Genomic DNA, 13,252 nt, shown 5'->3' with positions numbered 1-13,252 from the left:
AAAATTTATTTGTATATTTAATATACATTGAGATTTATATCCTTTGCTCACAAACTTTTACAAGTGCCTGATAATCAAACTCTTCCATTAAGTTTTTTATATGAAGTTTACTTTTGTTGTCAATTGAGCTTTTTTCTAGTAATTCATATATTGAGCTATTATCCATTTGTAAAGCAAAGTTTTTTAAACTAATAAAAAACTCCTTTGAAAGATTTGTAAAAATTTCTTCATCTTGTTTTTGTAAATCTTTTTTTTCATCAAATTTAAGTTTTACATTAAGATATTTTTGAAGTATCTTAATTAATTGTTTCTCATCTATAGGTTTTGCTAAAAAGTCATCAGCACCATTTTTAATAGCTTTTTGTTTGTCATCATCAAAAACATTTGCAGATAGAGTTATAATTGGAATATCTTGTTTTTTTAATTGATTTTTTATCACCTTTGTAGTTTCGTGTCCATCCATTCCGGGCATTAGAGTATCCATAAATATCAAATCAATGTTGTTTGATTTAACAATATTAATTGCTTCTTCACCTGAAGAAGCACAACATGTTTTAAATCCATATTGCTGTAATATCTGAATTACTAAATCTCTATTTTCTTTTATATCATCAACAACTAAGATTGTACTATCTTCAACTTTTTCTATCCCTACAATATCTTTATCAAAACCTTTTTCTTCAACTTGTGATTCATTTGAAGCTTCATAATCAACACTAAAATAAAACTCACTTCCTGTGTTTACAAAACTTTTTACATAAATTGAACCACCCATTAAGGTAATTAACTCTTTTGTGATTGATAATCCAAGTCCTGTACCATTTGATTTATAATCATCTTTTTTAATCTGTTCAAAGGGTTTAAAAATCTTTTTTTGATCCTCTTTTTCAATACCAATCCCAGTATCTTTTACTTCAAAAAACAATCTTTTGTTTTTTTCATAAATATTTAGTGTGATTTTTCCCTCTTTTGTAAACTTTAAGGCATTGCCTAAAAGATTAATTAAAATTTGTCTTAGTCTTTGTTCATCTGCTTTTATGATATTAGGAATATTATTATCAACATTTAAATGAAAAGTTAAACCTTTTGATTCACATCTAAAGGCAAACATAGAATCAATATCTTTGATTAGTTCAGGCAATTGAAAAGCTTTGGGGTTTAGTTCTATTTTCCCTGCTTCAATTTTTGATAACTCAAGAATTTCATTGATAATATTTAAAAGATGTTTTCCACTTCTTTTTATGGTATCAAGATTCTTTTTTTCTTGTAAGTTGATATTTTCTGATTTATTTAATAAATTTGTAAATCCCAATATTGCATTTAAAGGTGTTCTTAACTCATGGCTCATTCTTGCTAAAAATATAGATTTTGCTTTATTTGCGTGGGTTGCTTCTTGCATCGCTTTTTTAATTTGCTGTTCACTCTCAATTAGTTTTTCAGTATTGTCTTTGAAAATTTGCACTGCACCAATCATATCCCCAACTTCATCTTCATATTTGTTTTTTTCAACCTCTACACTCATATCATTTGATGATAATCTAACCATGGCAATACGAAGTAAATCTATAGGATAAATGATTCTAAAAAGTATAATAAAAAAAGATAGTAAAAATAAAAGTACAGAAAAAAGAACAATAACATTTACATTGAATTCTTGTTTTTGTAGCACTATTTTTGCATCATCAACCTTTTGTTTTGTTCTACTTTCAAAGGCTTTATAAAAATCATCAAGGGGTTTCATAATTCTAATTTTTGCTTTATGGTATTCATCTCCATGCATAATCTCTCTAGCTAATTTAAAATCAGGTTCACCATAAATAGTATAATTTCCATTTTCATCTTGAAAAATCCCTTTTACTGCATTCATCGCTTTATGTTCAAGGTTTGTTAAATCATCAGATTCTTTTTGGGATTCAAAAAGCATATTTAGCTCTTCTTCTGTAAAGTTTGCTTTTATCATCAAATCTCTTAGGGCAATTTTTTCACCTTTGAACTCAGGTTCTTTATCCCCTAAAGTAAAGAAGTCCCAAAAGATTCCATTGTATCTTTGGGGTCTTTGCTTTTGGCCATTTCTAATATCAAGAACTGTTTTAAACTGCTCTTCAAACATAGGATTTCCTGTTATTACATAGGTTCTTGCCATCCTTGTTAGGTCATCACTACTTTGTCTTAACTCTTGGGCTAGAATCAAAGATTTATATTGCATTTTATATGCATTTTCCAATTCTATTGTTGCCTTTTGATATTTATTAATCACAATTGCAACACAGATAAATGAAACTGTATTTAAAATAAACAGTAACATGAAGAGTCTTTTTAAATTCACTAAAAATCCTAAATATCTTTTTACATTAATTATTCTATAATCTTAACAAACTAGGATGTTTAAGAAGATAAATATATGACTAAAAACTACACAGTGCTTATAATTGATGACAAAAAAGAGAACTTAAAATATCTAAATGAGATATTAAAAGATGAAAACTATGAAATAAAAGCTTCCATAGATGCAAAATTTGCAATAGAATCATCAAAGAACAACCCTCCACATCTAATCTTGCTTGATATTAAAATGCCAGAATTAGATGGTTTTGAAGTTTGTAAGATAATAAAAAAAGAGGAGAACTTAAAAGATATCCCTATTATTTTTATTTCTGCACTAGATGATATAGATAGTAAGGTTAAAGCTTTTAGCCAAGGTGGTGTTGATTATATTACAAAACCCTTTGAACCAAAAGAGATTAAAGCACGGGTTAGAAATCAACTTGAGATATATAAAAGTAAAATAACAATTGCTTCTTTACTAGAACAACAAGATTTATTTGTAAAAAAGATTATGCATGAGATGAACACTCCTGTTTCAATAATATCATTAAATACTGAGTTAATTGAACAAAAGTATGGTTTGTCAAAGGAGATTGAATCTATAAGAGCCTCAAGTAAAACACTTAGTTCCATATATGGAGATTTATCCTATAAAGTTAAAAAAGAAAGCCGTGAATACAAAATCACCAAAATAAATCTTTTAAAGTTTATTAGTTCAAGAATACAATTTTTTGATGAGTTAGCTAATACAAAAGATATTCATATAAATCTTGAATATTCTGATGAATTGGAGGTTTTTATAAATAGCTATGAATTTGAAAGATTAATAGATAACACAATTAGTAATGCTATAAAATATAGTAAAGAATCATCTGAAATAGATGTATTTTTTGGAGTTGAAGAGAATAAAACCATAATAAGTATTGAGGATTTTGGTATTGGTATTGAAGATACTGAACTTATCTTTGAGGAGTACTATCAAAAATCAAATAAAAAATTAGGCTTAGGTTTAGGGCTTAATATAGTAAAAGAGATTTGTGATAAATATGAAATAGTAATTGATATAAAAAGTGAAAAAAATCGCGGTACAAAATTTACTTTTGATATTGAACCAATAACAAAGAAGAGTATATGAAGATATTTTTACTAGAGGATGATTTTTCTTTAAATAAGTTGATTAGTAATGCCTTGGAGAAAAAAGGTTTTTTTATTACAAGTGTAGATAATGGTTACGATGCAATGACAAATATTCTAAACAACAATTATGATTTGTATATTTTAGATATAAATGTGCCAGGATTTTCTGGTCACGAAGTTTTAGAAGAGATTAGAAAAAGACATGAAGATTTGCCAGTTATAATAGTGAGTGCTGAATTAGATATTGATAATATTTCTAAGGCTTATGAACTTGGATGTAATGATTATTTAAAAAAACCATTTGAACTTGAAGAACTTCTTTTACATTTAAAATATCATATTAAAACAATTTTGAAAAATGATATAGATAAAGATGTTATTGAATTAGGTTTTGGGTATAAATTTAATTTAAAAGATCAAAATCTATATAAACATGACCATGAGATTGTTTTAACCCATAAAGAAAAACTGCTATTAACTCTTTTTGTAAATAATCTTGATAAAACTGTAACTTCTGAAATGATTCATGAATATGTTTGGGATAATAAAGCTGTTGAAGCTGTAAGTATGAGAAGTGTTATTCATAAACTACAAAAAAAACTAAAAAATGGCATGATTGCAAATATTAGAGGTGTTGGGTATAAATTTATAAGTAAAGATATTTCTGGATTTTGATGATTTGGTTGCGGGAAATGGATTTGAACCATTGACCTTCGGGTTATGAGCCCGACGAGCTACCTAGCTGCTCTATCCCGCGATTTGAAAGATTTTATCCAAAGTGGATGGGGTAACAGGATTCGAACCTGTGAATGACGATACCAAAAACCGTTGCCTTACCACTTGGCGATACCCCAGTTCAAGATAATATGAAATGCTTGTTTTTATAAAGTGGTGCGGATGAGAGGACTCGAACCTCCACACCGTGAGGCACCAGATCCTAAGTCTGGCGTGTCTACCAATTTCACCACATCCGCAACATTAAAAAAGTGTCTTCAAGAAGACAAAAAAAAAGATTCAGTTGAAAAATCAACTCAAATCTATAAAAGTGGCACGCCTGAAAGGATTCGAACCTTTGACCGCACGCTTAGAAGGCGTGTGCTCTATCCAGCTGAGCTACAGACGCAATAAATAAAAAATGGGGTAAGTAATGGGATTCGAACCCACGGCCCTCGGAACCACAACCCGATGCTCTAACCAACTGAGCTATACCTACCACTTACAAAAAATGGTCGGGGCGAGAGGATTCGAACCTCCGGCCCCCTGGTCCCAAACCAGGTGCGCTAACCAGACTGCGCTACGCCCCGAACAGTCACTCTTTCTTCAAAAAGTGGACGGAATTATACTATGTTTTTTTTACATTGTCAAGGGTTTTTTGTGGAAAGTAGGATTTTTTTTCAAAATTCCTACTTTTTCACTAAAATTGGATTAATCCATCAACAGGTGAACTTGCTGTTGCATAAGGTTTTTTAGGGATCCTTCCCGCTTTATAACTCAATCTTCCAGCAATAGTTGCATATTTAAAAGCTTCAGCCATTGCCATTGGATCTTGTGCTTGTGCAATTGCAGTGTTTGCTAAAATACCATCTGCCCCTAATTCCATTGCATATGAAGCATCTGATGCACATCCTAATCCAGCATCAACTAAAACTGGTACAGAAACGGCATCTCTAATAAATGCAATATTATATGGATTTTGAATACCTAATCCTGAACCAATAGGTGCAGCTAAAGGCATAATCGCATCTGCCCCTGCACTTTCTAATTGTTTTGCAATAATTGGATCATCTGAAGTATATGCCATAATTGTAAAGCCATCTTTTTTTAACACTTCACAAGCTTTTATTGTCTCAATAACATCTGGGTATAAAGTTTTTTGTGCATCACCAATAACTTCAAGTTTAATAATATCAATACCAGTTGCTTCTCTCATAAGTCTAAAAGTTGTAATTGCTTCTTCTGCTGTAAAACACCCTGCACTATTTGGAAGTAGTTTTACATTTGTATCTTTAAAATAGTCTAATAGGTTTTCTTCGTTTGGATTTGTAATATTCACTCTTCTAATTGCAACAGTAATTAATTCACTTCCTGAAGCTAATGTTGCATCTTTAGTTGTTTGAAAATCTTTATACTTTCCAGAACCAACAATTAACCTACTATTAAATTCGTATTCACCTATTTTTAGGATATCACTCATTTTTATTTTTCCTCCATTTAAACTGTTTTAACAGTTTTCACATATAAATTTCTTGTAATCTTTACTTAAATTTTCCATTTTTATACAGATAATTTCCGGTACATCATAGCTATGTAATTCTTTAATTTTGCTTTTGATTTTTTTGAAGTTTTCTTTTTTGGTTTTTATGTTTAGAAGCACCTCATCATCATTACAAAATTCATCTTGCCATTTATAAAAAGACTCTATTTTACTCATTTGTACACAAGCTGCCAGAGACTCTTCAATTAGAACTCTTGCAATTTTTCTTGCTTCACTTTCATCATGGCATGTAGTTTGAACAACTATTGGTTTCATAACTTTTTAACCTCTTCAACTAAATCTGATGGGATTAAAGAATAATTGTTCTTTTTATAGTTGTTTGCGGCAATTGTATGGGCAAGGCTTGCGCTTATTGCTGCATCTAAGCAACTATAACCTTGAGTTAATAATCCAGCTACAAGACCACTTAAAACATCTCCACTTCCACCTTTACTTAAAACTGCACTTCCAAAGCTATTTACATAAATATTTTTATCTTGTCCTATTAAAACATTTGCACCTTTTAAAAGTAATACTACTTTTGGATATTTAGTACAAAATTCACTTAAATATTTAAATCTATCTTTTTGTAATGTAGGCACATCAATATTAGCTATACCAGTAAGTTTTAAAAGAGCACAAAACTCTTTAGGATGAGGAGTTAAAACAACATTTTTATCTAAAGCTTTTAAAATCACATCTTCATAAAATAAATCAGCATCTATTATTGTTGGGATGTTAGATTCTAAAATTACTTCAATCTCTTTTTCTTCATAATTACCAAGTCCCATGCCAACTGCAATAGCTGTACAGTTTTCACTTAATTTATGAGTTTGCATAATATGATATGGTAAATCTATACACTCATGGCAAATAACACTTACAAGCCCTGCTCCAAAACCAAAGGCTGCTTTAGCTGCAATTACTCCTGCACCCTTTTTTGACCCTGCTACAACATTTAGATGTCCATATGTTCCTTTATGGGCATCTTTTTTATCTCTAAAAGGAAGTTTCATATCCTCTTTATCAAGTAAGAAAAGAGTTGAATCCTCTTCATAAATTTCCCTTTGAACTCCAAGGTTTGAGACCTCAATTTTACCCACATAATCTTTTGCCATATCAGAAAACAATGAAACCTTTAATGCTCCCATAGTAATTGTTATATCTGCATTAAAAGCAACAGTTGTAATCTCTCCTATTGAACTTATTCCGCTTGGGATATCACAAGCAATTTTAAAAGCATCAAGAAGATTTAGATTTTCAATTAATTTTTGAGAACTTTTGTCTAAATCTTTATTTAAACCACTTCCAAATAAACAATCAACAACAATATCACATTGGCAAATCTCTTCAACAATATCAATTCCAATTAAATTTACCCTTTTTAATTGTAATTGTGCCATTTGTGATTTAACACCATAAGGAATATATAGTTTTACATTAAACCTTGAATAAAGTAATCTAGCTAAAGCAATCCCATCTGCACCATTATTTCCAACTCCACATACAATTAAAACTGTTTTATCATTTTCAAAATTGTTTTCAATATAGCTAGCCATTGAAGAACTTGCATGTTCCATTAGTATATCTTCAGTAAGGGCAAACTTCTCATAACATCTTTTATCCAAAGAGTTTACCTCATAAAAAATTTTTTGCATAGAAAATCCTAATTTCTTTTTTTCTTTAAAGCCTCAAAGAGTATTCCTTGTAATATCCCAGCAATTAAAATATTTGTCAAAAAAATCACACAAAATAAAACACCAAAATAATCAATCATAATTGGTATAAAAGGTATTTTAACTGCCCTTGTAAACATAAAAGTAACTAAAAGCCCATCTTTTAATCCATTTTCTCTTAATTCACTTATCATTGGATACCAAGCATACATAGGGCCGTGACTAATAACTCCCCCTAATGTTGCATATATCCATCCTTTAATCCCACTATCTTTTCCAAAATGTTTCATTATTGCTTTTGGTTTCAAAAAATAATTTATCAAAGTTGTCATTAATATAATTACAACAAAAATAGGTAATAGCTTTAATAATACTTCATAGCTTTTTGTAAGAGCTAAACTACTATTAGTTTTATCATACAAAAATATAAATATATGAATGATTATAACAAAAAAAAGAAATTTAATCCCTTTAAACTCTAGCCCTTTTGTTTTCATTAGGCAATCCAATTTAAAGTTAAAACAGTTGAAAATGAGATGAGGATTATAAATATAAATGTAAGTAAAGTTCTTAAAAAAGTAAATCTTAAACCAAAAATTTCCACCTCAGCAGGTAGTTGAACAATTCCCAAAGAAACCCATGACAAAATAAATGCTGTTACAGCAAATAAAGATACTCCTGCAGTAGTTAACTCACCACCAAGAATATAGCTAATCATAGGGTTTCCAGTTAAAACTGCACCCATACTAGTACCAATAACTGTGTCAAAAAAGTAGTTGGAAGTAAATAACGAAATTAAAATTTCATTTGTGATATAGGTATCAAAAAGACCTAAAAGAAGAATGATTGCAAAAAGTATAGGAAGCATTGAAGTAAAACCTTTAAGGGCTTTGTAAAATGCTTCTTTTATACTTTTTTTATTTTTCATATTATTTTAGTGTGATGTACACGTTCCTTCGTTTTGAAGTTTTGTTAATTTTCCATCAATAAACATTTCAATAGAGTCCTGAACTTTTTTACTCTCTTTGTCAAAATACACATCAAGTCCAGCTTCATAAAAACCTCTTGCTGGGTTAGCTCCAATTCCACTTACTATAAGTGCATCTGGGTTTAATGCCATAATATTTGTTACTGCACCAGAACAAGCTCCAGAATGACCTGCATTTTCTACAACCTCAACATCAGATATCTTTTTATTATCTAAAGTTATAACTGTATAAAATTTTGCCTTTCCAAAATGTGCACCTCTTTTACTTAAATAACCCATATTTTCATTAGTAGGAAATACTAATCTCATCTTTTTTCCTTTTTATAAACTAATGATTAATTATACATATCTTTCTAATAGTAAAATTATATTTACTTATTTATTAAGAATAGATTATATTAGATATAAGTAAAATTTATATTATTTCCTGAATTTCCAGTTTTCTTTTTCTAAAACTGATTTAATTTTATCTTTTACATCACCTTGAAGTTCAATCCATTCATTATTTATACTACCACCACAAGCAAGTTTTTTCTTCAAAAGTTTCAAAACTTCTTTTTTTTCATTTTCAGGAATATAAAATCTTCCAACTAAAGTTACTGGTTTACCTTTTCTTTTTTCAAAAGTAAAAACTAATTGGTGTTGGTTTTTAGGTAATATCTCAGATGAAGATTTTTTTGGATTTTTTTTCTCCTCTTTTTTTGTATCGTGGGTATCACCATCTAAAGTAGCACCCATATTTTGAGCTAATAAATCTGCTAAACCACCCATTTTAAAACCCTTTTAATCTTGTTTGTACATCAATATCTTCAACAGTCACAAATTCATTTATCTTGTATTGTTCAACTGCTACACGACCTATCATAGCGGCATTGTCAGAGCAATATTTCAATTCACTTAAAAATAGTTTTGTGTTGTTTTTAGAACACAACTCTTCAATTGCAGTTCTAAGTCTTATATTTGCACTTGCTCCACCAACTATTGCTAAGTTTTTTGGTCTATTAGATTTAAAATATTTTTTCATCTTTTGCATGATATGAGCAACTGCTGTTTTTTCAAAGGAAGCACAAATATCACAAATATCTTCTTCTGTCAAACTTCCTTCATTTTCAAGTTTTTCTATTTGCATTCTAACTGCATTTTTAAGTCCACTATATGAAAACTCTATATTTGGACTCTGTCTTAAAGGAACTGGAAAATCAAATCTATTTTCATTCCCTTTTAATCCTTTTTCTTGAACAATTGGTCCACCTGGATAACCAAGATTCATCATTTTTGCTACTTTATCAAAACTTTCACCAAAACTATCATCAAGTGTTGAAGCTACTAATTTCATATCATTTAATCCATTTGCCTCGATTATTTGAGTGTGTCCCCCTGAAACTAAAAGGATAGTTGTTGGAAAATTTTCTTCTTTTTCAATAAATAGTGAATAGATATGTCCTTTTAGATGATTTACAGCTATTAATGGGAGATTTAAACTAATGCTTAAAGCCTTTGCCATAGTTACACCCTCCATAAGGGTTACTGAAAGCCCTGGGGCATTTGTTACAGCTATTGCTTTTAGTTTTGGAAAATATTCTTTACACTCTTCAAGTATTTTTGGAAGTGCTTCAACATGAAGTCTTGCAGCTAATTCAGGTACAACTCCACCATAAACACTATGTTGTAATTCTTGAGATATTTTTTTGTGGTAGATTAGTTTTTTTGATTCAATTTGGGTAATTGCAATTGAACTATCATCACAAGAAGATTCGATTGATAAAATCATTTATCTATTTTCCTCACACTCATCAACTCTATTTAACCACTCTAAAGCACAATCAAGTTTTCCATAACCAGAAGCAGCATTTATATGTCCAGCATCTTCAAGTATTTTCATTCCAACTCTTATTTTACTACTTAATCTAATAGCCTCTTCAACTGTAATATATGGGTCATTTGTAGAAGTTGCCATAATTACTTCAACTGACTTTAAATCTTCAGGAAGAGGATAAGGGAAAAATGTTGGAGCATCATCTAAAACTTTATCTCTAACTGGTGCAACTAACATTAACTTATCTAATTTTATATCTAACTCTTCGCAAGTGTGAAACCATAAAAGATTTGCTAAAGAATGACAAACAACTATAGTTGGTTTAAAATGTTCAATCTCTTTTTTTAAAAACTCTTTCCACTCATTTAAATCTGGATTATCTCTATTTGGCAAAGTAGGAAATGACACCGGAGTATTTTGTTCAATTAAATCCCTAGCTAAATTTGCTTGCCAATGGGGAAAATCACTCCCACCTAAACCATGAAGTATTAAAACTCTTTTTTCTTTCATTAATTAATATCCCTTACACATCTTACAAATTTCTTTTTATGACGACTGTCATAATATGGCGTTCCACTTACAAAAAACATATAATCAGCATAAAACCAAAATGTACGCCAATGGGCTTTGCTTGCCCAATATCCAACGGGCATATTAAATTTAAATGCCCTATTTATATAACTTCTTTCATTTGTCTTATCCACAATAAGTTCAAACTCTTCTATTGTAGGTAGTCTCCAATTATCATATCCAGCATAAGATAAGCTTTCACAATAATCTGTTGCATCACTGTGATTTAATCTATTTTTTACATTTGAAAAATTATCAATCCACATTAATTTTGCAGTTGAATCAACTACAACTTTTCTTATTCCGTCTCTTCTAAAATCGTTAGAAAAACTAAAACTAATCAAGAGTAAGACCAAGAATAAATATCTCATCATTTATCCTTTAAAGTAAACTTTCCTCTTTGAATTTGTGATTTCACACTTTCATCAAGAAGTTCCATAGTTATATTATACTCTTCTTTATAAATTAATCCAACAAGCTCTTTACATGGTTTTTCTTTTCTATCATTTGAACTATCGTGTTTTTTCCATTCATCAAATTTTTTCTCATAAATATTCACAACATTTTTTTCAAATTTCGTTCTTGTATAAATTAAATATATTACCAAAGCTAGTAATATTCCAAAGGGAATCAATAAATCAAGACTCACAAAAACCCCTAACTTGTTTATCAATCTCAAAAATATCATCTATATTTTGAGGTTTTACATTATTGAATTTATTTAATGCATTTAATGTTGTTTTTGAAATATCTAAAAATCCTATTTCCCCATTTAAAAACTTGTAAACACCCACTTCATTTGCTGCATTTAAAACAACTCCTAAATCTGGATTTTTTAAAATCTCATCTTTTACTTCCCAAATTGGATATCTTGAAACTTCAATCTCTTTGAATTCTAAACTTCCAACTTGCAGCAAATCTACAGGTTTTAAAATTGGTTCATCACAACGTCCAAGTATTGCATAGGCAATGGGAAGTTGCATTGAAGCATTTGCAATATGAGCTGTTGTACTTCCATCGGTAAAATTTACCATTGCATGAATAAGTGATTTTGTTTCAATAATTGCGTCTAACTTTGAAGTATTAAACAACCATGCAGCTTCTAAAAGCTCGAACATTTTGTTTGTCATAGTTGCACTATCAATAGTGATTTTATTTCCCATTGACCAGTTTGGATGATTTAAAGCTTCTTTTATTGATACATTTTTAAGTTCATCCAATGGATAATCTCTAAATGAACCACCACTAGCAGTAATTGTCATAGAATCTATTTTCTTATCTTGTAGTAAATACCATAATCCAAAATGTTCACTATCTATTGGACTTAATTTACTTTGGTCAATAAATTTCCCAGCTACAACAAGTGATTCTTTATTTGCTAGGGCAATTTTTTTACCACACTCTATTGCTTTTAAAGTTGGTTTTAATCCTAAAAAACCCACAAGTGAATTTACAACAGTCTTAGCTTCACTTTGTTCAATTGCATCTAAAATGGCATCTTCACCAAAAGATACATTTGGGTGATTTACCTTTGAGATATCATCTTTATTAGCGATTACTACTTTTTTAGGTTTAAACTCCGCAATTTGTTTATTTAAAACTTCAATATTTCTACCAGCAACTAAAACTTCAATATTTAGATTAAATTTTCTTGCAATATTTAGGGTATTAACCCCAATTGAGCCAGTACTTCCTAAAACTATCACATTATTGCTCGTAAAAGAACTAACATTATAACTCCGCCAAAAAGGTACCCATCTGTTCTATCTAAAATTCCACCATGGCCAGGTAAAATATCTCCACTATCTTTTACCTCTGCTTCTCTTTTTAAATAGCTTTCAAATAAATCTCCAAATACAGAAGCTAAAGCAACAATAAGAGAAATAACTATTGCTCCAAATGTTGATAGATTATCAATTGAAAAAATAGTTCCTAAAATAATTGCAACAACTAAACCTCCAATAACCCCTTCAATAGTTTTATTTGGACTTGTTTCACAAAATTTTGTTTTCCCCATACTTCTTCCTACAAAATATGCCCCTATATCTGCACCTGCAACAATTACAAGTAACCATAATAAAGACATAACTCCATATTCAATATAAAGTGAGAATAAGAATAAAAAAGAAGCTGTTGGATATAAAAGAATTAAAAAAGCTTTTGTATCAATACTTTTTTTATAAGCTAATACTGAAGCGTAAACAATAGCTAATACAAATATTAAATCTTCTGGATTTGGATAAAAATATGCTACAAACCATAAGACACCAGTGTATAGATATACAAAGTCAATTTCTGTTTTATAGAGCTTTTTTGATTCACTTATTGAAATTACAAGAAGTCCTCCAAATAAAAGCCACATTATAAAAAATGAGTCAATATATCCTATAAGTAAAACTGCTAAAATTAGAATTACACCTGTTTTGATTCTAGTACCACTTGATTTTATTATCTCTGTCATATGAAACCTAGTTCTTGGAATAAAG

At 29.6% G+C, this 13,252-nt stretch carries 16 protein-coding genes and 6 tRNA genes; 2 read left to right on the top strand and 20 right to left on the bottom strand.

The window, feature by feature from the left end:
- Positions 1–34: 34 nt before the first annotated feature.
- Positions 35–2,305 (bottom strand): response regulator, encoded by a 2,271-nt coding sequence (locus tag FDK22_RS06610; protein ID WP_228711643.1) that lies wholly within the window; start codon positions 2,303–2,305, stop codon positions 35–37.
- A 96-nt stretch (positions 2,306–2,401) separates the two neighbouring features.
- On the opposite strand from FDK22_RS06610, the gene FDK22_RS06605 reads away from it, so the two are divergent.
- Positions 2,402–3,460 carry a hybrid sensor histidine kinase/response regulator gene (locus FDK22_RS06605; RefSeq protein ID WP_138152115.1) on the top strand — a complete coding sequence of 353 codons (1,059 nt, stop codon included), beginning with the start codon at positions 2,402–2,404 and terminating at the stop codon, positions 3,458–3,460.
- Positions 3,457–4,137 (top strand): response regulator transcription factor, encoded by a 681-nt coding sequence (locus FDK22_RS06600; protein WP_138152114.1) that lies wholly within the window; start codon positions 3,457–3,459, stop codon positions 4,135–4,137. The genes FDK22_RS06605 and FDK22_RS06600 overlap by 4 nt, the downstream gene beginning before the upstream one ends.
- 5 nt (positions 4,138–4,142) lie before the next feature.
- Here FDK22_RS06600 and FDK22_RS06595 read toward each other — a convergent pair.
- The 19 genes from FDK22_RS06595 to FDK22_RS06505 form a co-directional block, all read right to left on the bottom strand.
- Positions 4,143–4,219, bottom strand: a tRNA-Met gene (locus FDK22_RS06595).
- A 22-nt stretch (positions 4,220–4,241) separates the two neighbouring features.
- Positions 4,242–4,316 (bottom strand) — tRNA-Gln (locus FDK22_RS06590).
- A 35-nt stretch (positions 4,317–4,351) separates the two neighbouring features.
- Positions 4,352–4,436 (bottom strand) — tRNA-Leu (locus FDK22_RS06585).
- A 72-nt stretch (positions 4,437–4,508) separates the two neighbouring features.
- Positions 4,509–4,585, bottom strand: a tRNA-Arg gene (locus FDK22_RS06580).
- Positions 4,586–4,598: 13 nt separating this feature from the next.
- Positions 4,599–4,675 (bottom strand) — tRNA-His (locus FDK22_RS06575).
- 13 nt (positions 4,676–4,688) lie between these two features.
- Positions 4,689–4,766: transfer RNA gene (locus FDK22_RS06570), tRNA-Pro, on the bottom strand.
- A gap of 110 nt (positions 4,767–4,876) precedes the next feature.
- Positions 4,877–5,656 (bottom strand): thiazole synthase, encoded by a 780-nt coding sequence (locus FDK22_RS06565; RefSeq protein WP_138152113.1) that lies wholly within the window; start codon positions 5,654–5,656, stop codon positions 4,877–4,879.
- A 27-nt stretch (positions 5,657–5,683) separates the two neighbouring features.
- Entirely contained in the window at positions 5,684–5,992 is a 309-nt protein-coding gene (cutA, locus tag FDK22_RS06560) for a divalent-cation tolerance protein CutA (protein ID WP_138152112.1), read from the bottom strand.
- Positions 5,989–7,374, bottom strand: a complete 1,386-nt coding sequence (locus FDK22_RS06555; protein ID WP_138152111.1) for an NAD(P)H-hydrate dehydratase — start codon at positions 7,372–7,374, stop codon at positions 5,989–5,991. The genes cutA and FDK22_RS06555 overlap by 4 nt, the downstream gene beginning before the upstream one ends.
- A gap of 8 nt (positions 7,375–7,382) precedes the next feature.
- Positions 7,383–7,889: a permease gene (locus tag FDK22_RS06550; RefSeq protein ID WP_138152110.1), complete on the bottom strand. Its 507-nt coding sequence runs from the start codon at positions 7,887–7,889 to the stop codon at positions 7,383–7,385.
- On the bottom strand, positions 7,889–8,260 hold the full coding sequence (locus FDK22_RS06545) for a permease (protein ID WP_228711642.1): 372 nt from the start codon (positions 8,258–8,260) through the stop codon (positions 7,889–7,891). Before FDK22_RS06545 ends, FDK22_RS06550 begins: the two co-directional genes overlap by 1 nt.
- 66 nt (positions 8,261–8,326) lie before the next feature.
- Entirely contained in the window at positions 8,327–8,689 is a 363-nt protein-coding gene (locus FDK22_RS06540) for a NifB/NifX family molybdenum-iron cluster-binding protein (protein ID WP_138152108.1), read from the bottom strand.
- Between the two features lie 111 nt (positions 8,690–8,800).
- Entirely contained in the window at positions 8,801–9,151 is a 351-nt protein-coding gene (locus tag FDK22_RS06535; protein WP_138152107.1) for an SUI1 family translation initiation factor, read from the bottom strand.
- A gap of 1 nt (position 9,152) precedes the next feature.
- The gene (gene tsaD, locus FDK22_RS06530) at positions 9,153–10,151 is read right to left on the bottom strand and encodes a tRNA (adenosine(37)-N6)-threonylcarbamoyltransferase complex transferase subunit TsaD (RefSeq protein WP_138152106.1); all 999 of its coding nucleotides are present in this window, start codon (positions 10,149–10,151) and stop codon (positions 9,153–9,155) included.
- Complete coding sequence (locus tag FDK22_RS06525; protein ID WP_138152105.1) at positions 10,152–10,706, bottom strand: RBBP9/YdeN family alpha/beta hydrolase; 555 nt, start codon at positions 10,704–10,706, stop codon at positions 10,152–10,154.
- Positions 10,706–11,137, bottom strand: a complete 432-nt coding sequence (locus FDK22_RS06520) for an Lcl C-terminal domain-containing protein (RefSeq protein WP_138152104.1) — start codon at positions 11,135–11,137, stop codon at positions 10,706–10,708. Before FDK22_RS06520 ends, FDK22_RS06525 begins: the two co-directional genes overlap by 1 nt.
- Complete coding sequence (locus FDK22_RS06515) at positions 11,137–11,415, bottom strand: hypothetical protein (RefSeq protein WP_138152103.1); 279 nt, start codon at positions 11,413–11,415, stop codon at positions 11,137–11,139. Before FDK22_RS06515 ends, FDK22_RS06520 begins: the two co-directional genes overlap by 1 nt.
- Positions 11,405–12,472, bottom strand: coding sequence for a 1-deoxy-D-xylulose-5-phosphate reductoisomerase (gene dxr / locus FDK22_RS06510; RefSeq protein ID WP_138152102.1), 1,068 nt, complete (start codon positions 12,470–12,472; stop codon positions 11,405–11,407). Before dxr ends, FDK22_RS06515 begins: the two co-directional genes overlap by 11 nt.
- A complete protein-coding gene (locus FDK22_RS06505; RefSeq protein ID WP_138152101.1) occupies positions 12,469–13,227 on the bottom strand; it encodes a phosphatidate cytidylyltransferase in 759 nt (252 codons plus the stop codon). The genes dxr and FDK22_RS06505 overlap by 4 nt, the downstream gene beginning before the upstream one ends.
- Between the last annotated feature and the right edge of the window lie 25 nt (positions 13,228–13,252).

Origin of the sequence: Arcobacter arenosus (assembly GCF_005771535.1) — a bacterium.
Lineage (GTDB): Bacteria > Campylobacterota > Campylobacteria > Campylobacterales > Arcobacteraceae > Halarcobacter > Halarcobacter arenosus.
Note: the sequence above shows the minus strand (reverse complement) of the source record. Positions and strands in the feature narration are given on the sequence as shown.